The sequence below is a fragment of the uncultured Dysgonomonas sp. genome, assembly GCF_900079725.1.
GTDB lineage: Bacteria > Bacteroidota > Bacteroidia > Bacteroidales > Dysgonomonadaceae > Dysgonomonas.
The window spans coordinates 4,144,497-4,166,971 of record NZ_LT599032.1 but is presented as its reverse complement, the minus strand read 5'-3'; the positions used below and the strand labels follow the sequence as shown (position 1 = coordinate 4,166,971).

At 39.8% G+C, this 22,475-nt stretch carries 17 protein-coding genes and 1 pseudogene; 9 read left to right on the top strand and 9 right to left on the bottom strand.

The window, feature by feature from the left end:
* Positions 1-16 precede the first annotated feature (16 nt).
* The 5 genes from QZL88_RS17170 to QZL88_RS17150 all read right to left on the bottom strand — a co-directional run bounded on the left by QZL88_RS17170 (position 17) and on the right by QZL88_RS17150 (position 6,092).
* Entirely contained in the window at positions 17-1,291 is a 1,275-nt protein-coding gene (locus QZL88_RS17170; protein ID WP_296943137.1) for an efflux RND transporter periplasmic adaptor subunit, read from the bottom strand.
* A gap of 88 nt (positions 1,292-1,379) precedes the next feature.
* Positions 1,380-1,886 carry a hypothetical protein gene (locus QZL88_RS17165; RefSeq protein WP_296943135.1) on the bottom strand — a complete coding sequence of 169 codons (507 nt, stop codon included), beginning with the start codon at positions 1,884-1,886 and terminating at the stop codon, positions 1,380-1,382.
* Complete coding sequence (locus QZL88_RS17160; protein WP_296943133.1) at positions 1,886-2,851, bottom strand: DUF5106 domain-containing protein; 966 nt, start codon at positions 2,849-2,851, stop codon at positions 1,886-1,888. Before QZL88_RS17160 ends, QZL88_RS17165 begins: the two co-directional genes overlap by 1 nt.
* 101 nt (positions 2,852-2,952) lie before the next feature.
* Positions 2,953-3,834 carry a hypothetical protein gene (locus QZL88_RS17155; protein ID WP_296943131.1) on the bottom strand — a complete coding sequence of 294 codons (882 nt, stop codon included), beginning with the start codon at positions 3,832-3,834 and terminating at the stop codon, positions 2,953-2,955.
* 98 nt (positions 3,835-3,932) lie between these two features.
* Positions 3,933-6,092, bottom strand: coding sequence for an elongation factor G (locus QZL88_RS17150; RefSeq protein ID WP_296943129.1), 2,160 nt, complete (start codon positions 6,090-6,092; stop codon positions 3,933-3,935).
* A 716-nt stretch (positions 6,093-6,808) separates the two neighbouring features.
* Between QZL88_RS17150 and QZL88_RS17145 the strand changes: the two genes are divergently transcribed.
* The 7 genes and pseudogenes from QZL88_RS17145 to QZL88_RS17115 form a co-directional block, all read left to right on the top strand.
* Complete coding sequence (locus QZL88_RS17145) at positions 6,809-7,429, top strand: TetR/AcrR family transcriptional regulator (protein WP_296943128.1); 621 nt, start codon at positions 6,809-6,811, stop codon at positions 7,427-7,429.
* A gap of 11 nt (positions 7,430-7,440) precedes the next feature.
* On the top strand, positions 7,441-8,700 hold the full coding sequence (locus tag QZL88_RS17140) for a TolC family protein (RefSeq protein ID WP_296943126.1): 1,260 nt from the start codon (positions 7,441-7,443) through the stop codon (positions 8,698-8,700).
* A 4-nt stretch (positions 8,701-8,704) separates the two neighbouring features.
* Positions 8,705-9,604 carry an HlyD family efflux transporter periplasmic adaptor subunit gene (locus QZL88_RS17135; RefSeq protein WP_296943124.1) on the top strand — a complete coding sequence of 300 codons (900 nt, stop codon included), beginning with the start codon at positions 8,705-8,707 and terminating at the stop codon, positions 9,602-9,604.
* 212 nt (positions 9,605-9,816) lie between these two features.
* Positions 9,817-10,023, top strand: a complete 207-nt coding sequence (locus tag QZL88_RS17130) for a winged helix-turn-helix domain-containing protein (protein ID WP_296943122.1) — start codon at positions 9,817-9,819, stop codon at positions 10,021-10,023.
* A gap of 209 nt (positions 10,024-10,232) precedes the next feature.
* Complete coding sequence (locus tag QZL88_RS17125) at positions 10,233-10,904, top strand: helix-turn-helix domain-containing protein (protein WP_296943120.1); 672 nt, start codon at positions 10,233-10,235, stop codon at positions 10,902-10,904.
* 54 nt (positions 10,905-10,958) lie between these two features.
* Positions 10,959-11,870 carry an ABC transporter ATP-binding protein gene (locus QZL88_RS17120; RefSeq protein WP_296943118.1) on the top strand — a complete coding sequence of 304 codons (912 nt, stop codon included), beginning with the start codon at positions 10,959-10,961 and terminating at the stop codon, positions 11,868-11,870.
* Positions 11,871-11,899: 29 nt separating this feature from the next.
* Positions 11,900-12,613: pseudogene (locus tag QZL88_RS17115) on the top strand (ABC transporter ATP-binding protein); the annotation flags it as partial.
* 40 nt (positions 12,614-12,653) lie between these two features.
* Here the strand turns inward: QZL88_RS17115 and QZL88_RS17110 are convergent.
* A complete protein-coding gene (locus QZL88_RS17110) occupies positions 12,654-13,004 on the bottom strand; it encodes a four helix bundle protein (RefSeq protein WP_296943115.1) in 351 nt (116 codons plus the stop codon).
* A 101-nt stretch (positions 13,005-13,105) separates the two neighbouring features.
* Here QZL88_RS17110 and QZL88_RS17105 point away from each other — a divergent pair, with 101 nt between their 5' ends.
* Together QZL88_RS17105 and QZL88_RS17100 are read left to right on the top strand one after the other, a co-directional pair.
* The gene (locus tag QZL88_RS17105) at positions 13,106-14,212 is read left to right on the top strand and encodes an ABC transporter permease (RefSeq protein ID WP_296943114.1); all 1,107 of its coding nucleotides are present in this window, start codon (positions 13,106-13,108) and stop codon (positions 14,210-14,212) included.
* A 78-nt stretch (positions 14,213-14,290) separates the two neighbouring features.
* Entirely contained in the window at positions 14,291-15,403 is a 1,113-nt protein-coding gene (locus QZL88_RS17100) for an ABC transporter permease (protein ID WP_296943112.1), read from the top strand.
* A gap of 71 nt (positions 15,404-15,474) precedes the next feature.
* Here the strand turns inward: QZL88_RS17100 and QZL88_RS17095 are convergent, their stop codons facing one another.
* The 3 genes from QZL88_RS17095 to QZL88_RS17085 form a co-directional block, all read right to left on the bottom strand.
* Positions 15,475-17,577, bottom strand: coding sequence for a DUF349 domain-containing protein (locus QZL88_RS17095; protein WP_296943110.1), 2,103 nt, complete (start codon positions 17,575-17,577; stop codon positions 15,475-15,477).
* Between the two features lie 126 nt (positions 17,578-17,703).
* Positions 17,704-21,333 carry a tetratricopeptide repeat protein gene (locus QZL88_RS17090; protein ID WP_296943108.1) on the bottom strand — a complete coding sequence of 1,210 codons (3,630 nt, stop codon included), beginning with the start codon at positions 21,331-21,333 and terminating at the stop codon, positions 17,704-17,706.
* A gap of 248 nt (positions 21,334-21,581) precedes the next feature.
* A complete protein-coding gene (locus tag QZL88_RS17085; RefSeq protein ID WP_296943106.1) occupies positions 21,582-22,469 on the bottom strand; it encodes a F0F1 ATP synthase subunit gamma in 888 nt (295 codons plus the stop codon).
* Between the last annotated feature and the right edge of the window lie 6 nt (positions 22,470-22,475).

The following is a 22,475-nucleotide window of genomic DNA, read 5'->3' as shown; positions in this document are numbered from 1 at the left end:
TCTATTCCTCCCATTTTTAGTGTTCGTGAGCATGAGGAATAGCAGCTGAAGCCGATGCCAGTTTGATATAATATGCACCTTTACTTACAACCCTGTCTCCCGCCTTTAATCCCGAAAGTATTTCTACTAGGCTACCGTCATTTGTTCCTATCCTTACTTCCTGTTTTTTGTAGGCATCGGGATGAGTCTGCAAATAGACGAAATAAATACCTTGTTCCTCTGTTAGAGAGGAAACCGGGATTGCCAGAACATTTTCCCTCGGCTGTCCCAGCAGATAAACTTCCACATAAGATCCGGAAACAACCTGTCCTACGTTATCAAACTCAAAATTAGCAGGTAGATAATACTCCTGACTGTTTGTGGAGCGACCATACGAGACAATACGACCGTTCAGGTCTGAAAGACGGTAAACCGTATTATCATACGAAGTTTTGAAGTTAGCGGATGTAATGCTTCCCAGATCTTTATAATAGCGTTCCGACACATCGGCCCGAAGCTGCAACTTCCTGTTCTGTGTCACAGTCATTAAAGGCTGGCCCACGTCCACATATTGACCTTCTGATACCAGTTTGCTTTTTACAAACCCGCTGATAGGAGCGGAAATACTGATGCCTCTTGCAGTCGAGCGCTGACCTATGGCCTGATATGAGACTTTTGCATTCTCATAATTCAGCTTTATTTCGTTGTATTCTTTTTGCGAAATCAGCTTATCCCCGATCAGAGATTCTGCGCGTTGATACTCGCGTTGAGCTATATCGTATGCTGTTTTCGCTTTTATGGAAGGGTCTCCATCGACTAGGTTCTTCGATGAGATACTAACCAGAGATTCGCCTCCTTTTACAGCTGCGCCCTCATTCAACGACGCTTTATTAAAAGATACGATACCACTCGAAGTAGCGGAAACAGTTACTTCATCGCCCTGTGCCGATAATATCTGACCACTGGTTTTTATCACCTGATGAAACTTATCAGGCTTTACGTTAGACACTTCCAAGCCGGCCTGCTTAGCCTGTTCGGGGGTAAATAAAATTTCATCACCATGAGCTTGTTCTTCTTTTTCATGAGAATGCCCTTCTTTACCATGATCATGATCGCATTCTTCACCCTCCGCATGATTGTGCTCTGCTTCATCTTCATGATCGTGATCGCACTCCTCGCCTTCTGCATGACTATGACCTTCTTGCGATTCGGATGTATGATTATGTCCCGCGTGATCGTCTGTTTTTGGTTTGGAATTACAACTCCACAATATCGCCAACAGACAGGCGAAATAAATAATATATTTTTTCATTATTCTTATTTCTTAGATTTTTGCCATAACAAAGAGTGAGGGAATACCATCCTCTTCTCAATGACATAGATAAAGTTTCTATAAAAAATTAGCCTAAAAAATAAGATACGGGAGGTGCTCGCAGACTTTTTACTGAGCCTACGAAAGGTGGAATATAGTTTTCTAAATAAGGTTTTTGTTCTAATCGCTGTCCGAATTCGGGAGCTTCCAGATAAAGCTCACTCAGGGGATTTATTGTAAACAGTAAGGACAGACAATTAGCACAAGGCAGTATATCTTCATGAAGGTCATTATTCTGTCGAAGGACAATTTCCTTCAGATTACAATCTTCCGATCCTGAATGGTGATGATGCTTATCGTGTTCACAACAACAATCTCCGGAATCATCATGTTGACCCGAACAATGATGTTGATGAACTATTTCCTCCAGAGAGAAACAAACAGCACCATCATGATGAGAATGAGGTAAAACCGTATGTGCCAATAAAAATATATTGGCAAGCATCAATAAAGTCAGAGTGACCAGTCGTTTTACCTTTTTCATATCACAAAGATATGATTTTTTCTTAAAAAGTCTGACACTTATCCACTTCATTAATCGGAAAATAGCATCGGATTATGATCTCTCAGATAAAATTCGATTTTCTGAGCTGTAGCATCTTTCAGCAATACCCGCTTTTCCTTGTCTAAAAGATAAAGTGTGGGAATAGCTTTCAAGTCATAAACCTTTTTGTTCAATACGGTCTGGTTCTTATCATAACCGTTTACCCACGATGCGGGAATATCTTTCAGATGACTTTGCCAGATACTTAAGTCTGCATCGGGATAGAAAGTCAACACTTTAAGCCCACCCGATTCGTGTATCTTATTTATAATGGGGGATTGCTTCAAATAGGCTATATTCTCTGCACAGGTATGGCAATCGGGATTGTAGAACATCAGCAAGGTATATCCTGCATTTAACCCGTGAAGTGTCCCCGTTTTTCCTGAACTCAGGGTGTAGGTAATATCAGCAGCTATTTGTCCGGGCCTGTTTTTCTCCATCATTTCCAGTTTGAATCTGACTTTCTCTTTTTCCACATCCCCTGTTTCCGAATCAGCTAGTACGTATTTAGCCACCGGAATATAATACTCTTCATTACGCATGAAAGAGTTTGGGTCATACAGATATTTCTCGAAATTCTTAGTAAAGAAAAAATACATCTCCGGTGTTTTCTGCTGCTCTGCCTTATTCAATAAAGCCGCTATAGATTGTTCGGCAATATTCTTATCTGCTATCGGAAGAATCTGGACGTAGTTTGCCAGAGCCTGTTCGGTAATGTCAGGAAGATGAATATATGTTGTATCTGAAAAATCGAAGTTATCCCAGTAATGGGTAATCAAGAAGTTGGCTCTGTCGACTGGGGTTGTAAGTTCTTTCGGCACCTCGGGTAGCTCCAGTGCCGTTCTCTCCTCTACTTCCGTCTGCTGTGCAGATACGTTATTCTGCAACGGCTTATTATTACTACATGAATAAAATCCGAGTGCGGCAACAACCATTATCCGTATAAAGTATTTCATATTCTATATCAATTAAATATATGCAAAGATAGCATTTTAACATCAATACAAAGGAAGAGGATATACCAACTTATTTTCACCTACCCTTTTACATATAGTATTTATTTATCTTTTAAGTCCTGATGTATTTTCTTTATCATTTCCTCTAACTCTGCATTTTTCTTACTTTGCTCATTAAGTTGCTTTTGCTGTTGAATAATGTATAAAGTCAACTCTTCTATTTTTTGTAAAAGTTTTATCTGCATTTTACTCATATCCAATCCATCCTCAGTCATTTGTTTCTCTGACGGGATTTCCGGCAAATGTTTATTTCCATTGATAAAAGCTTCCACTTCGGCTAAAGATCTGAGATTATAGTCCGGATCGAAAACAAAATCGGCTCCTTCACCGGCATTCATTTCTATTTTTACTTCTTTAGCGCGGATTGTCCCTTTTACATCCAGTTTCGCTTGTGGTGATAGAGTGCCTATACCGATATTGCCAGACTCATCAGTAGCACTTATAATCTTTCGTGGAAAGGTATCTGTTACATCAGTTTTTCCTGAAGGATCGTATTTTGTAATACTAACAGGAGCTATAGAGCTTATCTGATTTATAAGTCCATCCACAATCCATGACTGAACAAAAATAGAAACGTAGTTATATTTCATCTTAATTACAAAATCGAATTGCGTTCCATTCTTATACACTCTTAATTCGTAACTATTAGATGGCGTACCTCCCCGCCTTTCTATATTTATAAAATTGGTTCCACGTGTATTTATGGAATAGGTGTCAGTTGCTATGGAGTTTGAGAAATCGCCTCCAAAAATCTCTATTTTTAATTTTTGGTATGTGGTTGGACCACTTTCCTTCAATGAACCCATATAGTAATATCTGTTATCATCTGTCAAAACATGGTTTATAATATTATATCCTTGCCCGAAAGAATAGGATACTTTTATCAATAGAAATAGAACAATCAGGATAAAACTTTTTTTCATAATATTTTTTTAGATATAGATAATTCATTTGCCGAAAAAAACAGGAAAGCCCCGGTATTATGCGGAACTTTCCTTTTCTTATAATCAATTTGTCAGTATCAATCTTCCTCTTTCTGACTTGCCTCGTACTCTTTCAATAGCTTGTCCTGAACATCGGACGGCACAAGTTCATAACTTGCAAACTTCATTGTAAACGAAGCACGGCCTCCGGTCAGTGAACTAAGCGAGATAGAATAGTTCGCCATTTCTTTCAACGGCACTTTGGCATTCAGTATCTCTATTCCCCTGTCGCTTTCCATACCCATTATCATGGCACGGCGGTTCTGGAGGTCTCCCATCACATCCCCCATCCTATCCGATGGTACGGATACTGTTACATCATAAATCGGCTCAAGGATTTTAGGGCCGGCATTCTTAAATGCTTCGCTAAATGCATTACGTCCGGCTAGCATAAATGAGATTTCATTAGAGTCTACCGGGTGCATCTTGCCATCATAAACAACCACACGAACATCACGTGCATATGAACCTGTAAGAGGCCCCTGTTCCAGACGCGACATCACCCCTTTCAATATTGCCGGAAGGAAGCGCGCGTCGATAGCACCTCCGACTATACTGCTGACAAAGACAAGTTTTCCTCCCCAATCGAGATCATAAGTTTGAACGTCACGTGACTGCACCTTAAATTCCTGACCGTTAAACTTGTATGTTTCCGGCAATGGCATACCTTCAATATAAGGCTCTACGACCAGATGCACCTCACCAAACTGTCCGGCACCTCCCGATTGTTTCTTGTGGCGGTAATCTGCGCGGGCAGCCTTTGTAATTGTTTCACGATATGGAATCTTAGGCTCGGAATATACAATGGCGATCTTATCGTTATTTTCTATTCTCCATTTCAATGTTTTCAGGTGGAATTCACCTTGCCCGGATACAATAAGTTGTTTCAGCTCCTTCGAATTTTCTATTACCCATGTAGGGTCTTCCTCGTGCATACGCTGCAAAATCTCGTTCATTTTTTCCGTATCCTTCTCATTTTCGGCCTTTATAGCACGGCGATATTTAGGATCCGGATATTTTATAAAATTGAACTTGTTATCAGTACCTTTTGCATTTAAAGTGTTCCCTGTACGTACATCTTTGAGTTTTACCGCTGCTCCGATATCTCCGGCTACCAGTTCCTCTATTTTTGAACGCTGTTGTCCTGCAGGACAGAAAATCTGACCGATACGTTCTTTCGAGCCTCTGTCGGCATTTATCAGATCATCTCCTTCATGAACCTTACCGCTCATTACCTTAAAGTAAGAAACTTCACCTACATGCGGTTCAACCATTGTTTTAAAGAAGAACAGGCTGGTTGGCGCATCCGAATCGGGCTTCACTTCCACTCCTTCGGTATTCACAGGTGCAGGCTGATCGCGCACGTAAGGAACTACATTGCCAAGGAATTCCATTGTACGGCGCACACACATATCTTTTTCGGCAGATACGCAGAATACAGGAAATAAATCCCTGTTTACCAACCCCCAACGGATACCCATACGCATCTCGTCTTCGGTCAGTGTACCCTGTTCGAAGAATTTCTCCATCAGGGATTCTTCATTCTCAGCAGCTGCCTCTATCAGTTTTTGCTGCAATTCGGCTGCCTTATCTAATTCTTCGGCAGGTATATCAAGAACCTCAGGAACACCGCCTTCTGGTTTCCATCGGAACATTTTAAATTTCAAAACATCGACAACAGCATTGAAGCCCTCTCCGCAATTGATCGGGTATTGTACCAATACTGCCTTTTCGCCATAATCGGCTTTAAGTTGAGAAACCACATTATCAAAGTCTGCCTTTGGATGATCTAATTGGTTGACAATAAAAATCACCGGTTTCTTAAATTTTTGAGTATATCTCAATTGGTTTATGGTACCCACTTCCATACCATACTGGGCATTCAGCACCATCAGAGCCGTATCTGTCACATTCAACGAGGTAACGACATTTCCGACAAAATCATCAGATCCCGGACAATCAATAAAGTTAAGTTTTCTATTCATCCATTCCACAGAGAAAATGCTGGAAAAAACGGAATATCCGTATTCTTTTTCCACGGGGAAATAGTCCGAGACAGTATTTCCGTCCTTAACACTTCCTCTGCGTTTTATGACACCCGCTTCGTAGAGCATGGCTTCGGCGAGAGTGGTTTTGCCCGCTCCCGAACTACCAAGAATAGCTATGTTCTTGATTTCTTGTGTTTGGTAAGTTCTCATGGCTAAAAATGTTTTACATGGTTAATATTATTATACCTTTTACCAAAATAGCCTCATTTAGAGGCGACATTTCCAAAATTAGTGAAATGTTTTGAGGAAATTATCATTTTTAGGAGGCTAAATATGCTAACATGTTAAAAAATATCTATTCTTCATACAGTTTCCATGTCTTCACTTACTATCATTTAAGATAAAATAATGAAAATCAATACAAACAACTACTTTTCGAGCCGATTTTCTTCTTTAAAAGGTAACAAAGGTTACACTTTTTCCACTATTTTCTATCTGTTACCTTTTCCCCTCTCTGTAAGTGCCCCTTTGGGTCCGGGCTGTTAAGTTCTCTACTTTGTTCTGTTATTTTCTGCTGTCATCCTGAGTGGAACGAAGGATCCCGCCCCTGCGAAACGAGATGTTTCACTCCGTTCAACATGACACAGAGGGTATGAAAAATTAGAACTTAACAGCTCTGACCCTTACGGGATTGAAGGGGCCTATCAATATTTCAAAGAGCTATAAGCTAACAGCAGAAAACTAATAGCTTACTATATAGATAAACTTTTTCTAAAAGATTAAATTCCATTTGCCCTGAAGAAACATAGAAAAAACCGCTATTATTAGATACAATAATTAAAAATATTTTTTAAAATAATTATTTAATCATTTGATTAAATCAAAAATTCAATCTACATTTGCATCACAACAATAATGATTTACTTATGGAAAAAGATATATCGACAGAAGAAAAAATAAAGGAAGCTGCCCGAAAAGTGTTTCAGGAAAAAGGATACGGACAAGCCCGAACACGTGATATAGCCGACGAAGCGGGTATAAATCTGGCATTACTTAATTATTATTTCCGCAGTAAAGAAAAGCTGTTCGATATAATAATGGAAGAAAGTATGCAACAAATGTTCGGACTGATAGTTGGGATCGTCAATGATGAAAACACAGAATTGTCAAAAAAAATAGATTTAATTGCAAACCGTTATGTAGATTCTCTTTTAGAAAATCCCAATTTACCATTATTTGTATTAAGTGAAATACAAGCCAATCCAAAGAAGCTGATAGAAAAAATCGGGATTTCAGAAAATCTCATAAAGAATAATTACTTCTACAAGCAGATACAGGAACAGATGGATAAAAAAGGAATAAAAGGAATTGCCCCACTTCAAATCTTTATAAATATCGTATCAATGACTGTGTTCCCTATTGTAGGTAAACCCTTATTGATAAGCATACATAGTCCGATGACTGAAGATGATTATACCAACTTCATTAATGAGCGTCGGAAACTTGTTCCACAATGGATAAAAATGATGTTGAAAATAGATGAATAACCGCTGGAATTATGAAAAAATACTTGTTACTTTTTTTGTTTTCAATCCCATCCCTGGCTTTTTCTCAGGCAACTCTCCTGCTTGAGGCTTGTCACCGGAAAGCAAAAGCGAACTATCCGCTTATCAGACGGTACGAGCTGATAGAGAAATCGAAAGAGTATAATCTGTCGAATGCAGGAAAAGGATATTTGCCTCAGTTCTCTTTGTCGGCAAAAGCATCTTATCAGTCGGAAGTAACCAAAATACCAATTTCCGTTCCGGGGATAGATATCAAAGGACTAAGCAAAGACCAGTATTCTGCAACGATAGACATCACTCAGACTATCTGGGATGGAGGTGCAATCGGCTCAAAAAAAGAGATAACCAATGCAAATGCCGATGTAGAGAAAAAGCAATTGGATGTAGACCTCTATACAATAAACGACAGGGTCAATCAATTGTATTTCGGCATTTTATTACTCGATGCCAAAATAAAGCAAAATGATCTTTTACAGGATGAATTGCAGCGTAATTACAACCTGATTTCGTCCTATATTCAAAATGGAATAGCCAATCAGGCCGATCTGGATGCTATTAAAGTAGAGCAGTTGAAAACCGCGCAAAACAAAACACAATTGTTATCTAACAGAAAATCCTATCTGGATATGCTAGCGCTGTTAATAGGAGAGAATCTGGATAAAAGGACCACATTGCAAAAGCCGGAAGGGGAAGACCTGATAATTTCATCACAAGTGAACCGCCCCGAATTGGAACTTTTCGACGCACAACTCAACAGCCTTGAAACACAAAAAAGATCGATCAAAACAAGCTATATGCCAAAGCTGGGTTTGTTCCTTACGGGAGGTTATGGCAAACCGGGATTGAATATGCTGGATAATGATTTCTCTCCCTATTATATCGGGGGAGTCCGTTTGTCATGGAACTTTGGTAGTCTTTACACTCAAAAAAACGATAAAAAGCTGATAGAAATTAATCAGGATAACGTTCTTACTCAGCGTGAGACTTTTCTTTTCAATACAAATCTGGAAACTACCCAAGAACAACAAGAGATAGAAAAGAACCGGGACTTATTGAAGTACGATGATGAAATAATCTCGCTCCGCAACAGTGTAAAACGTGCAGCAGAGGCAAAAGTAGCTAATGGGACACAGACTGTAACCGACCTGATGCGCGAAATAAATAATGAGGATCTGGCTAAGCAGGATAAAATACAACACGAAATAGAACTGCTGTTATCTATATATAATCTGAAATATACAACAAATAACTAATCGCATGAATACAATAAAAAATATACTTTACTTCAGTTTTGCCATCCTTTTATCATCTTGTGGCAGGGGTAATGGCGATTATGATGCATCGGGCGTATTTGAAACAACCGAAGTAATTGTCTCTGCCGAAGCCAATGGAAAGATAATGCAATTTGATATTACAGAAGGCCAGCTCCTTGATGCAGGAAGGGAAATAGGTTATATAGACACTGTACAGCTATATCTGAAAAAGATGCAGCTGCTGGCCAATATGAAATCGGTAAAAACCCGCTATACAGATGTACCCCGCCAGATAGCAGCCACGAAACAACAAATAGCTACTCAAAGGAATGAACTCAGACGTTTCGAGAATCTGGTAAAGGCCAATGCCGCCAATCAGAAGCAAGTAGATGAAATCAATGCTCAGATACTGGTATTGGAAAGGCAGCTGGCTGCACAAACCGAGACTTTGGAAAACTCTAACAGAGGAGTATCCGAAGAAAGTACAGGGCTGGATATACAGGTTGCCCAATTGAATGACCAATTACAAAAATCAATTATTACAAGCCCGATAAAAGGAACTGTGCTATCCAAATACGCAGAACAGGGAGAACTGGCAACCCAAGGCAGAGTCCTATTCAAGATTGCCGATATGGACAATATGTTTCTGCGGGCATATATTACTTCCGGTCAGCTTACCGAAGTAAAAATAGGACAACAGGTCAGGGTATTCGCCGACTTCGGAGAAAAAGACATGAAAGAATATACAGGCACGATTACATGGATATCGGATAAATCGGAATTCACTCCAAAAACCATTCAGACCCGGGACGAACGCGCCAATCTGGTCTATGCGGTAAAAATAGCCGTAAAGAACGATGGCTACCTCAAAAAAGGGATGTATGGGGAGTTGAAACTGAACTAAAACCAGCATAATCCTGAGATCCTGAATTGGCATATAAGGATACCGGTTTCATCGGGAAATAGCATTTGTTTGTCGATTTTTCATTGCCTGTAAACTATAGCGGACATATTTTTATATCGGGAACTAATAAAACATATTCTTACGGAAAGATGCTTTAAAGATAAGTATCCGTTTAAAAGAAGAAGTTGTGAAATCTTGAAATTTTATTACATATGTTGAATAATCTTATTGGTGCTGATGCCGGATTAGTATGGCAATTACTCAGCGAAAGGGGTATGATGACAATTGATGACATAGAAAAAATAACAGGTTACAGGCAGATGTATGTATATCTCACCCTCGGCTGGCTTTCGAGGGAGAATAAGATTCATTATCTGGAAAAGAATGACATTTTATATGTCGAGTTAGTAACTGTTTAAATATTATTGGTATTCTACTATGTATTATTTTGAGATAGCTTATTAGAAGCTGTTTGAGTTATAACAGAGTAATTTTGACTATTGTAAGCCTAGTGTTTCGGTGTAGCCGAGGGAAGGAGGGCCATAACACGAAGCTTCTGCCACTAACCTCTAAAATGTTAAAATTTTGTATGAATAGAAATACTGTTTATCTATATTGCAAAAACATTATGGCAAAGTACAGTACAGAATTGACAGAAAAGATTGTAAGCCTGCTTGAAGACGAGTTTTTCACCGTATCACAGGTATGTAAGGCAACAGGCATCAGCCGTGAGACATATTATTGCTGGATGAATACCAGAGGCGATTTCCGCAGCGAAGTGGAACAGGCGGTAGTGCGCCGCGAAGCGGAACTGATGACGATGATCCATGCTTCACTGAAAAAGAAACTTGAAGGCTATTACACCACGGTAGAAAAAGACATCTATGTCCCCGATGGACATACAGGCGAACTTGTTTTCAAGCAGAAGACAGTTACAAAAAAGGAATGCCCGCCCGACCTTCGCACGATAAAGATGCTGCTGGACAGAAAGGATAAGAAGGATAGCCTCTCCCGATTTCCCCAGGGGGAGGAGAAAGCCGCTAAAGCATGCACAATGAAGGATGAAGCCGAAACTCTGGAAAAAATAGAAGAAGCAGATAATAGTATAGATCAAAAACCGGCGGAAGAAATATTGGAAACCTGCGCGGAGGCCATCATCGAGTTCCCCCCGAAAAACGAACATACAAAAAAGGATATGCAGGTACTTACTTCTTCACAGAAAAGAAAGGGCGAACACAAAAAGAAGAAAAATATGACAACCGAAAAAATTAAGAAAACTGTCAGATGTGTCAGGTTTTAACAAAAACAGATAAATAATATAATTCAAACAGCTTCTAAACAGTTACTTAAACAAATGAAAGCTATCTCTGTACAAAATATAAGTAAAAAGTACCGTGATATTCAGGCCCTGAACGATATCAGTTTCGACGTGGAACAAGGCGAGATATACGGTATTATCGGCCCCGACGGAGCCGGAAAGACAAGCCTTTTCCGTATCCTTACCACTTTGCTTCTGGCTGATGGCGGCACAGCTACAGTCGACGGACTTGATGTAGTGAGGGACTATAAGGAGATACGCAATCATATCGGCTACATGCCGGGTAGATTTTCACTTTATCAGGATTTGACGGTGGAAGAGAATCTCGAATTCTTCGCTACCGTATTCAATACGACCATTCAGGAAAACTACCATCTGATAAAAGATATTTACCAACAAATAGAACCATTCAAAAACAGGAGAGCAGGCAAGTTATCGGGTGGTATGAAACAAAAGCTGGCACTGAGTTGCGCCCTTATACATAAACCCACCGTATTGTTCCTTGATGAACCGACTACAGGAGTAGACCCGGTTTCTCGAAAGGAATTCTGGGAGATGCTCAGGAAACTGAAAGAACAGAATATCACCATTCTTGTATCTACTCCTTATATGGACGAGGCTACGCTTTGCGACCGTATTGCACTTATTCAGCAAGGCAGTTTTTTGCAGGTAGATACACCGCAAAATATTATAGACCGGTTTTCGGAGCCGTTATGGTCGGTAAAGAGTGATCAGATGTATCAGTTATTAAAAGATTTACGGCAATACGATAAGGTGAAGACCTGTTTCACGTTTGGAGAAACACATCATATCACTGTCAACAATAATCTGACTGAGGCCGAGCTGAAAGCCTTCCTTGCCGATAAACAACATAAGGATATAGAAATACATACCATTCAGGCAACTATCGAAGATTGTTACATGCAATTGGCTCAAAATAACGAATAATGACAGAAAAAGTAATACATACGGAAAATCTCACAAAGAAATTCGGCAATTTCACGGCCGTAGATAATATTTCCTTCAGTGTAGACAGAGGTGAGATATTCGGCTTTCTGGGGGCAAACGGCGCGGGAAAAACAACTGCTATGCGCATGCTCTGCGGATTGAGTTACCCAAGCTCAGGAAAAGGCATGGTTGCAGGATTCGATATTGCCCGACAACAGGAAGACGTAAAGAGAAACATAGGCTATATGAGCCAGAAATTCTCATTATACGAAGACCTGAAGGTATGGGAAAACATGCGCCTGTTTGGAGGAATATACGGAATGAAAGACAAAGAGATATCAGCCAAAACGGATGAAATACTGACCGAACTGGGTTTTATAAATGAACGAAATACGCTCGTAAAAGAATTACCTCTCGGCTGGAAACAGAAACTGGCTTTCTCCGTCTCTATCTTTCACAAACCTAAAGTTGTTTTTCTCGATGAACCTACCGGTGGTGTCGACCCGGCTACCCGCCGTCAGTTTTGGGAGCTGATATATCAGGCTTCGGACAGAGGGATCACCGTATTTGTAACTACTCATTATATGGATGAAGCTGAATATTGCCGCAGGGTATCTATCATGGTCGACGGCAGGATAGAAGCTTTGGACACCCCTGCCAATCTTCGCCACCGGTTCAATGCGGATAGCATGGACGGAGTATTTCAGCAGTTGGCGAGAAAAGCTCTTAGAGTTGACAATTGAAAATGGACAATTGACAGTGAATAGCAAAACCTATTTACTACTAACTTCTGTTTAATCGTTCTTTTGTTGTTTTTACAATACTTATAAGAAGTTTTATTAATTCTTGACAATCTAAATGAATGGAAACAAATTCTTTCTCCGATAAAAAAGCTGCATCTTTCAAAAGCATAAGCCAATATTCGGTTTCGTTGGCTTCTTTTAAAGCGATATTCATTTTGTTTAGAAAATCAGCTTTAGACTGGGCATGTTCACCTTCTTTTATCAAGGCCCCAATAGCTATTCCACTACGAAGTAATTGTTTTGACAAAACATATTCGTTATGTTCTGCCACAAGCCACTTATACAGATTTATTATTCTTAGAGCAAAGTTATACGATTTTTCAGCAACCATTGGTAAATTAATAATTAACGAAAATAATCATAAACTTTGAAATATCCATTGTCAACTGTCCATTGTCAACTGTCCATTATCAACTGTCAACTATTAATTAGATGAAACAATTCATAAGCTTCGTAAAAAAAGAATTCTTCCACATATTTCGCGACAGGCGTACTATGCTTATCCTGCTTGGCATGCCCATAGTGCAGATTATACTTTTCGGGTTTGCAATTACAACCGAAGTGAAAAATACGCAGATTGCGATATTCGACCCCTCAAAAGATATTTCAACACAGCGCATCACGGAACAATTACAGGCTAGCGAATATTTTACTGTTACGGAAGTACTAAATAATCCCGATGATATGGACAGAATATTCAAAGAAGGGAAAGTTAATCTGGTAATCGTATTTGGAGAAAATTTCAGTGATAACCTGCTACATACCGGGGAAGCGTCTGTACAACTTATAACCGATGCTACCGACCCAAATCAGGCTAGTATGCTATCTGGTTACGCAACCAGTATTATCACCTCCTATCAGCAGGAACTAATGCAGGAATATAAAGTTCCGTTTCAGATTATACCCGAGATAAGAATGCTATACAATCCTCAGCTTAAAAGCGCCTATAACTTCGTTCCCGGAGTAATGGGGCTTATACTGATGCTGATATGCGCCATGATGACATCCATAGCTATTGTACGCGAAAAAGAACAGGGTACTATGGAAATACTATTAGCATCGCCGATTAGGCCGATATACATCATTCTCGCAAAGATGGTTCCATATTTCACCTTATCTTTTGTCAATCTGTCTACAATACTCCTTTTGTCGGTCTTTGTATTACAGGTACCTGTGGCGGGAAGTCTCTTCTGGCTGACAATCGTTTCCGTTCTGTTCATTATGGTGGCATTGGCTTTAGGCTTGCTTATCTCTACTATTGTAGATACACAGGTCGCAGCCATGCTGGTCTCAGGTATGGGATTGATGATGCCTGTGATGCTGCTTTCGGGAATGATATTCCCTATAGAAAGCATGCCTGCGGTTCTCCAATGGTTTTCTGATATCATACCGGCAAAATGGTATGTATCATCCGTAAGAAAGCTTATGATAGAGGGGGTGGATGTAGTATTTGTATTAAAAGAGATGATAATACTATTAGTTATGGCAGTATCCCTGATAGTGGTAAGTTTAAAGAAGTTCAAAACAAGGCTCACTTAATAAGCTATTAGCTTATAGCCATTAGTGATTAGAGAAAATAGCGAAAAGGTTATAAGCAAGTAGCTAAAAGCTAACAATATGATAAAGTTTCTTGTCGAAAAAGAATTTAAACAGATTCTGAGGAATAAATTCCTTCCGAAATTGATAATGGTATGGCCTGTTATGATGATGCTTATCATGCCCTGGGCAGCGAATCAGGAGATAAAAGATATCAGCCTGAGCATTGTCGACAACGACCATAGTTCTTATTCAGAGCGTCTTGTAAATAAAATAACTTCTTCCGGATATTTTCTTCTTACAGACGTATCTGAATCGAATAATAAAGCCTTGGAGAGTATAGAATCCGGCAAAGCGGATATCATTCTGGAAATACAACCTGACTTTGAAAAAAATCTAGTACGGGATGGCCGGGCCAATGTAATGGTTTCAGCCAATGCGGTGAATGGAGTCAAAGGAGGGTTGAGTTCTTCTTATATGACCTCTATTCTTAGCGATTTCGGAAATGAAATACGAGGAGAATGGGTACAAACAAGCACTAAAACTATTCTGCCTGTTATCAATATAGTACCTCAGAATAAATTCAATCCACATCTCGATTACAAAGTATTTATGGTACCGGCACTGATGGTTATGTTGCTTACCTTACTTGCCGGATTCCTACCCGCATTGAACATAGTTGGAGAAAAAGAGGCCGGAACTATCGAGCAGATGAATGTAACTCCGGTTAATAAATTCACCTTTATTCTGGCAAAATTGATTCCATACTGGATTATCGGAGGTATTGTACTTACGGTTTGCTTCTTGCTTTCCGCTTTAGTGTATGGCTTGGCTCCTTCGGGCAGCCTTCTCACTATCGCCCTCTTTGCCGGGGTTTATACACTTGTAGTTTCAGGCTTGGGACTGGTTATATCAAATTATTCGAATACAACGCAGCAAGCCATGTTTGTCATGTTCTTTTTCCTTATTATACTGATTCTGATGAGTGGTATGTTTACTCCCATAAACAGTATGCCAGAGTGGGCAAAGGTCATTACGATGGCTAATCCTCTGAGGTATTTCATAGAGGTAATGCGTATGGTATTTCTGAAAGGAAGCGCATTAACAGATATGACGACACATATGGTTGTCCTCATCGGATTTGCATTGTTCTTTAATATATGGGCAGTAATAAGTTACAAGAAGACAAATTGAATACAATCTATAAAAATAAGAAAGGATATCTTGCTCAAGATATCCTTTCTTCATATTCTATAAGAGACTCTCTATTTTTCTAGCTCATTGAGGCTTTCATCAATGGCCTCTATTTTCTTAACAAGTAAGTCCATCTCATTTTTCAGATTCTCTATCTTATGAGTTATGTCTTTCAAAAGGCCGCCACCACCCTTCGATGAAACGGAAAGGAAATTCATATTATTCTCGTAAGTCTGAAGATCTGTTTTCACCTTATTATACTGGTGCATCAGATGATCCCTTTCTTTGTATAATACCCGCTTTGGATTGTCTTGTTTCGACATATCCCTCATATTCGATTTGAAAGCTTCGAAACGACGTTCGGTCTTATCCACTTTCAAGCGATCGTAATGAGCATCTACAGCCTGATGGAGTTCTTTATAAATCCTGTCTTTTTCTTTAAACGGAACAAATCCTATTTTATGGAATTCATCCGCCAAGGCACGCACCTGAGCGATTGCTTCCGATGCTTCTAAAGATTGGTCTATATTATTTATCTTCTCTATAATTTCTTTCTTTGCTGCAAGATTTTCCAGTTCTTCACCTTTTTGTGAAGATTCGTTCTTCTTTTTCTGCTCGAAGAAATAATCACATGCTGTAACAAATTCTTTCCAGATAGCATCCGAATATTTACGGGGTACCGGACCAATAGTTTTCCATTCTTTCTGAATAGAAATCAATTTATCAGCCGTAGATTTCCATTCGGTACTGTCTTTCAACATTTTTGCCTGCTCGCACAAAGAGCGTTTTTTCTCAAGGTTGATGTCCATCTCATCTCTAACCCCTCTGAAAAATTCACTTTTCCGTTCGAAGAAAGTATCGCATAAAGCTCTGAATTCCTCAAAGATCTGTGTATTTACCTTTTTAGGTACGAAACCGATGGTTTTCCACTTTGCCTGTAATTCAATTACTTCTTTACTCTTTTCATCCCAATCTTTGAATGAATTAAGCGTAGAATAATCAATCGTTTTCAGTGTTTCGCAAATTGCAGTCTTCTCTGCCAGATTCTCCTCTTCTTTTCCTTTCAGAGATTCGAAATGTGTCTGATATTTTTTATTTATAGCAGTAGATGCATCTTTGAAGCGTGTCCAGGTTTCTTCTCTGAGTTCTCTGGCTACAGGACCTATCTCACGCCATTGTTGATGGAAATTCTGAAGCTGATGGAATGCTGACACTGCATCCGCGTCATCTATCAGTTTTTCCACAGCATCAATTATAGATGTTTTCAGTTCCAGATTCTTCTTAAAGTCATAATCACGGAACTCGTTGTTTATCTTAATCAGGTCATAGAATTTTTCCGTATAAATCTGATATGATTTCCACAACTCCTTAACTTTAGCCTGAGGGACTAATGCTATATCGTTCCATTGTTGCTGCAAATCTTTGAACTCTTTATATAACTTATTAAAGTCGTCTGAACTTTCAGTCAGATTCTTAATCGAATCTATTATCTGAAGTTTTTTATTATAATTATCTTCCTTAAGTCTTTCTTCTGCAATGGCGTTACTAGCTCGCTTCTCTTTTATTTCATTTAAGAAAGTTTTTACCACATCCTCACTAGGGTCAGGTGTAGGCGTGAAAGTTTCAGCATCATTGCCTGCTTCGACAAATGCTGCTTTCTCCGCTTCCACACTTGCAGAACGAAGTTTATAATAAGCCTGTTTCAATGCCTCCACCTCTGCACGCGAAGGTAATTCGGATTGCGATGCCAGATTTTTTAAATTCTCTATTATCTCATCCTTTGTCAAAGATGCGTGCTTTGTCACATGAGCCTCTGTAGTTGCCTCAGGTTGCTCTATATCGTCTTCCGACTCATTATTTTCTGCTGCCACAGTTGACTCTTCCGGGTCTTCCACGACTTCAGGTGCTGCCTCTACTTCTGGAGCAGCTTCTTCTGCCGGCTCAGTAACATCAGAAACCACAGGCTCTTCTACAGGCTCAGCTTCTTTTGCTGACTCCGGTTCTTCAACTGTTTCTTCCTCTTTTACTGGCTCAACATTTTCAGCCGGGGTTTCTTTTTCAGCAGATTCATTCGCTACCGCTTCAACATCAGCTTCCACAGGCTTTGTTTCTTCGGCTTTGTTCTCGTCAGAAGGGTCTCCCACAGGCAATTTGGGCTCTAGGTTCTCGTTCATATAGTTAGTTTTTAATGGATGAAGGTAATACCTTATGTTTTTCGCTCGGCAAATTAATCATTTTTTTTTGTCATATCAACTAATAATATAAAGTTTTTTAACTAACGTAGCTAAAATAGGGTATTATCATCTATCTTTTTCCTGTTGTTTACGTTTTTCTTCAGCTTGCTTTTCCTTTTCTTTACGTTCAGCTTCGCGGGCTTTTTCTTTTTCATCGCGCTCTTTTTCTCGTTGACGAAGACGTTCTTTCTGTAGGCGTTCTTTCTCCTTACGTTCTTCTTCGCGAGATTTCTCCTTTTCTTTTCGTTCTCGTTCCTGTTGTCGTTGCCGTTCTTCCTGTTGACGAATCCGCTCTTTACGCTCGTCCTCTTTCTTTTTACGCTCGTCCTCTCTGGCCTTAATCGCCGCACGCTCAGCATCTTTCTTCTGTTGCTGTTCCAGTTGTACTTGCTGCAGACGTTGTTTTTCTACAGTTTTTATAGAATCCTTGGTCGCCTTTTCGGCTTTGGCAATAGCATCGGCTTTGGCCTTTTCAGTCTTGGTGATAGAATCCTGTCGTACTTTTTCTATTGCTTTCTGTTCTTTCTGACGTTGTTTCTCCTGACGTTGCTGTTCTTTCTGTTCCACCTTTTCTTCTTTAGTCAGGCTTTCCCTGTTTTTATATTTATTAAACAGATTCTTAATGCCATCCACCGGATTATTCACAATATCTTCTACAGATTCTATTGCGTCATTTACTTTTCCGGCTTTCTCCAATTGTTCTTTAGTTAGCAGATCGTCTGCATTTATTTGCTTATCATTTACAGGTTTTTCGGGTTGTTTAGTAACCTCATCATCCCTCTTTATTTCAACAGGTGGAATTTCTTTTTCTGTTTCCGGGCGGATAACATCATCCTCAGGTGGTTCTGGCAACTCCGGCAATGTCACATCCGGATCATCGGCAGCCGGTTGTACTGTCAGGCTGTCAATTATTCCTTTATTATTCCAGTATGCAACTAGCTGAGGCAATTGTTTTTCGTAATGTTCAGCAAAGAAAGTCATATATTGCTCCAATCCCAGGCGAGGAAGCATACCGGTATAGTTATCTACAGAAATAGGTAATACCAGAATAGATGTGTCCACCTTGTGCATCAAACCGTCTTCGCCAAAGGCCTTATTCATATATGACCTGATATTGGCAAACGATTCGAATCCCTTTATTTGCAACATATCATAAGGCGGTTCGGTATCGAAGTTCAGGTCAAATGTTTGAATTACATAATTGGAAAAATTATAATCAGCTACCTGATAGAGTAATTCATTCCTGTCTATCGTATTCGATTTATACATCAACAGAAGTAAATACTCTGTATCCAGGCTGTCGCTATACGCTAAAACCTTCCCGTTTTCACCCACCATAGCACTATCCCCCAGATAAGCCTTGCTCCAGTCAAATTCCGTAATAGGCGTACCATCCGACAATATAATCCGGCCTTCTTTTATTCTTTCCAGAATCTCTGTTGCCAGTGGGGTGACATCAGCTTTCGGATACTTTTGCACTACTTCGGACAAATTATCACCCAATGCTTTTACATCGCGGGTCTGGGCATAAGACAGTGCATTCAGGAAAGCAAACTTAGGCATCATATCCGTAAATGGATATTTGGCTTTCATGGACTGATAATTGTTTCTTACAATTTGTACATCTGCCCTTTGATAAGCAGTGTAGGCCTCATTATACAACGAATCCTGCAATAGTGGCATATGCCTGAAATTCCACTCAAAATCAGGTTCGGATAATGGTGTAGCATATTGCCCCTGAGGAAATTCAGTCAACAATTTATTCCGGTAAACAGCCAACATATTCTGATCGCCAAGCTGCATATAAATCAGCAATAACTGGTAATATATTTCTTCAAGATTAGGTGTAGCAGGGAAACGGCTTATATCGGTATTAAAAGTCTCTATGGCCAGTGGCAAGTCTTCAAGCTTGTCTTTATATATTTTCCCCATATTGAACAGGGCATTCTCTATTAATTCGTTCGACTCTTTCACAGCCTCCTCTGTAAGGGGTAATTGCTGCAAATAATATTCGACAGAATATTTATCCTCTGTAGCGCTCATCTCTCCCGGATCGGTTACATTTCCTTGTCCTAAACCCGTTTGTCCCGAACTGATCGAATCCGACAGGCTTATTTCATCCAGTCGATCAAAAGAGGATATACCCGACTTGCTACGTCTTCGCCAGTCATCTTCGAGTTTGCGGTTGCCCCATTGCTTCTGAAAAGCGACTTTTCCCTGGGCTACAGTCTGTTCATTATAGAAATAGAATTGAGGATCTGTTCCTTGCTGACCAGCAGTTCCTGTCTGAGATGTCTGATTTTGAGGAATATTATGAGATAAACTTGTTTCCAGTTGATCCCAACTCGTGATTCTATTACCTTGCTCTTCTGCCTGCTTTAGCCTTTCCTCTTCCCTGAGGCGTTCCTCCTCTTCTTTTTTTAGTTCGTCTATTTTTTTATGAATAATCTCAAGACGTTGTTCTTCGGGGAGGCTTGCCAAATGCTGCAAGCTATCCTGTTCATACACAACGATCGCATGTACAACCAACTCATCCAAAACCTCGGAACGAAAAGAAACACGCGGATAACTTGCATCGTTTTTTTTCAACTGAGGTAAAGCCTCGGAATAGCATGGCTGAGCAGGAATAAAATCTCTCCTGCCGAAATAAATATCCCCCAGCGATACCTGTGCCATAGCTTTGTCGTATCCGTTACGGACACTTTCTTTTATCGCAATACGGTAATTTTCTATTGCTTTAGCTGTATCTTGCTGTTGCAGGTATATATTCCCGATGGTATTGTATACCTGATCCTTATAATCCTTATTCTTCGAACTTTTAGCCATACCTCTAAGAGAAGATATCACATCGGAAGCCTTCTTGGACGTATCGAGCTGTAACTCCTGCAATTTGGAATTAAATGTAAACTTATAAGGAGTATTCATCCCGTATACATTCGAGAAAGCCTTAGCGGCGGCAGTTCTATTTCCCGTTTCTATATATAATTGTCCCAACAGATATTTCAGGCGAAGCTTTTGATTCTTATCTTTTTCTTTCTTTATAGCATATTCCAAATGTGGTATCGCATCCGTGTATTCTTTATTTCTTATCAGGTAATTGGCTTTTACAGCCGAATACAATGCTTTCTGGCTTTCGGGAGCTCCTCCTGCAATTTCCATCTTATGCAATATATTGCCGGCCTCGTACATCCAACCCATTTCGGTGTACGCTCTACTGATCCATAATTGGCATTCGGCTACGATATCGGGATCAGAACTGTATATCTTGGTGATATACATGAAAGTGGTTATAGCCCGCAGGTAATTGGCTTCATGAAATTCGGCTTTAGCCAGCAGAAGCCATACCTGATCCATAAAAGGAGTATATTCCTTTTGCTGAAGCCATGCCTGATATTTCGCGTCATTCCTGCGTTTAGGGTCGCGGCGGGGTTTGGCTTTTATAGAATGTAACTTTATAGCCTTCGTCGTTTTGTCTATCGTAGTTGTAAAACTTCCGCCGGGAGCCTGCATAGTAGCAGAATCCGAATTGTCGGGAAAAATATACAACATCTGAGAAAAATTATCTTCCTGCCCCTCACTTCTGGTCTTCAGGGTCTCCTTATATGCTTCATTCGCATTGAAATGGATATTATACCGGGTATTTACCGAATGGTAGAAGCGTGTCAAAGCGGTGTTCTTCTGGTTAGAACACGACATAAAAAAGAATACTAACAGTACACTTAGTCCGAGACATAGTGCACATACCGTTTTATTTTGTGACACGTATAATTTCGACGGCTGATTATTACATATAATAAAACACAAAAATAAGCAATTTATTGTTTGATCTGCACTTTGCTCCGAAAAAGCCAATTAGGAGAAAGAGAGAAGCATAGAACCAATACTAAAAAACAAGAAGGGATTGCTTCATCTGAAACAATCCCTTCTTTTGTATTTAGAATATTTTATCCCTGCAATGCCGAAGCTCCGCCGATAATATCCAGCAACTGGTTAGTCACTGCCTGCTGACGAGACTTGTTGTATTGGATTATCAGATCCTGAACAAGTTCATCCGCATTATCCGAAGCTATCTGCATAGCCATCGTACGGGCAGCGTGTTCCGACGCATTAGCATCCAGCAAGGCTGCATACAAGCGTGAATATAACACGGTAGGAATGAGACTCTCCAAAATCTCATCTTTCGACGGTTCCAAGATGTAATCGGTCTGAACAGCATTTTTATCTGCTGCTTCGTCCGCCTGTGCATGACTAAGGTTGAAAGGAAGAAAAAGTACATTCATCAGTTTCTGGGAACCTGTAGATATAAAATGATGGTATATCAAAACCACCTCGTCTATCTCCTTATCAATATACTTCTTTATCAAATCTTTTGCCAGATCCTGCACCATCAGGTATGATGGTTTATCTGCCATTTCCTTATAATCTCCCTGAGATACCAGCCCCTGCTTTTTCACTGCATCAGCTATTTTTTTACCTATAGGATATATGAGGATATTGTCCTTTCCCAACGCTTTATACTTATTGTATGTAGCATTAAACTCCTTCACTACATTGGCATTATAGGCTCCGCACAACGAAGAGTTGGAAGCAAAAGCTACTATTGCAACCCTTTTTACATCCCTCGTCTGAGTAAAAGGTGAATCGTAACTTGTATCCGAAGAAAGCAGATTAGTCAGAATGGCATCCAGCTTTGCCTGATATGGTAAAAAATTACCGATAGCGGACTGAGCTTTGTGAAGCTTGGACGACGCTATCATCTTCATCGCAGAAGTAATCTTCTTTGTGCTTTTTACCGAAGTAATCCTGGTTTTTATTTCTTTAAGAGATGCCATAATTCA

Excerpts from the sequence above, each read along its gene's own strand:
- QZL88_RS17150 (WP_296943129.1), bottom strand. The coding sequence starts at position 6,092 with ATGAGAACTTACCAAACACAAGAAATCAAGAACATAGCTATTCTTGGT.
- QZL88_RS17105 (WP_296943114.1), top strand. The coding sequence starts at position 13,106 with ATGAAACAATTCATAAGCTTCGTAAAAAAAGAATTCTTCCACATATTT.
- QZL88_RS17170 (WP_296943137.1), bottom strand. The coding sequence starts at position 1,291 with ATGAAAAAATATATTATTTATTTCGCCTGTCTGTTGGCGATATTGTGG.
- QZL88_RS17110 (WP_296943115.1), bottom strand. The coding sequence starts at position 13,004 with ATGGTTGCTGAAAAATCGTATAACTTTGCTCTAAGAATAATAAATCTG.
- QZL88_RS17135 (WP_296943124.1), top strand. The coding sequence starts at position 8,705 with ATGAATACAATAAAAAATATACTTTACTTCAGTTTTGCCATCCTTTTA.
- QZL88_RS17140 (WP_296943126.1), top strand. The coding sequence starts at position 7,441 with ATGAAAAAATACTTGTTACTTTTTTTGTTTTCAATCCCATCCCTGGCT.
- QZL88_RS17090 (WP_296943108.1), bottom strand. The coding sequence starts at position 21,333 with ATGTCGTGTTCTAACCAGAAGAACACCGCTTTGACACGCTTCTACCAT.
- QZL88_RS17125 (WP_296943120.1), top strand. The coding sequence starts at position 10,233 with ATGGCAAAGTACAGTACAGAATTGACAGAAAAGATTGTAAGCCTGCTT.
- QZL88_RS17100 (WP_296943112.1), top strand. The coding sequence starts at position 14,291 with ATGATAAAGTTTCTTGTCGAAAAAGAATTTAAACAGATTCTGAGGAAT.
- QZL88_RS17085 (WP_296943106.1), bottom strand. The coding sequence starts at position 22,469 with ATGGCATCTCTTAAAGAAATAAAAACCAGGATTACTTCGGTAAAAAGC.
- QZL88_RS17130 (WP_296943122.1), top strand. The coding sequence starts at position 9,817 with ATGTTGAATAATCTTATTGGTGCTGATGCCGGATTAGTATGGCAATTA.
- QZL88_RS17120 (WP_296943118.1), top strand. The coding sequence starts at position 10,959 with ATGAAAGCTATCTCTGTACAAAATATAAGTAAAAAGTACCGTGATATT.
- QZL88_RS17160 (WP_296943133.1), bottom strand. The coding sequence starts at position 2,851 with ATGAAATACTTTATACGGATAATGGTTGTTGCCGCACTCGGATTTTAT.
- QZL88_RS17145 (WP_296943128.1), top strand. The coding sequence starts at position 6,809 with ATGGAAAAAGATATATCGACAGAAGAAAAAATAAAGGAAGCTGCCCGA.
- QZL88_RS17095 (WP_296943110.1), bottom strand. The coding sequence starts at position 17,577 with ATGAACGAGAACCTAGAGCCCAAATTGCCTGTGGGAGACCCTTCTGAC.
- QZL88_RS17165 (WP_296943135.1), bottom strand. The coding sequence starts at position 1,886 with ATGAAGTGGATAAGTGTCAGACTTTTTAAGAAAAAATCATATCTTTGT.
- QZL88_RS17155 (WP_296943131.1), bottom strand. The coding sequence starts at position 3,834 with ATGAAAAAAAGTTTTATCCTGATTGTTCTATTTCTATTGATAAAAGTA.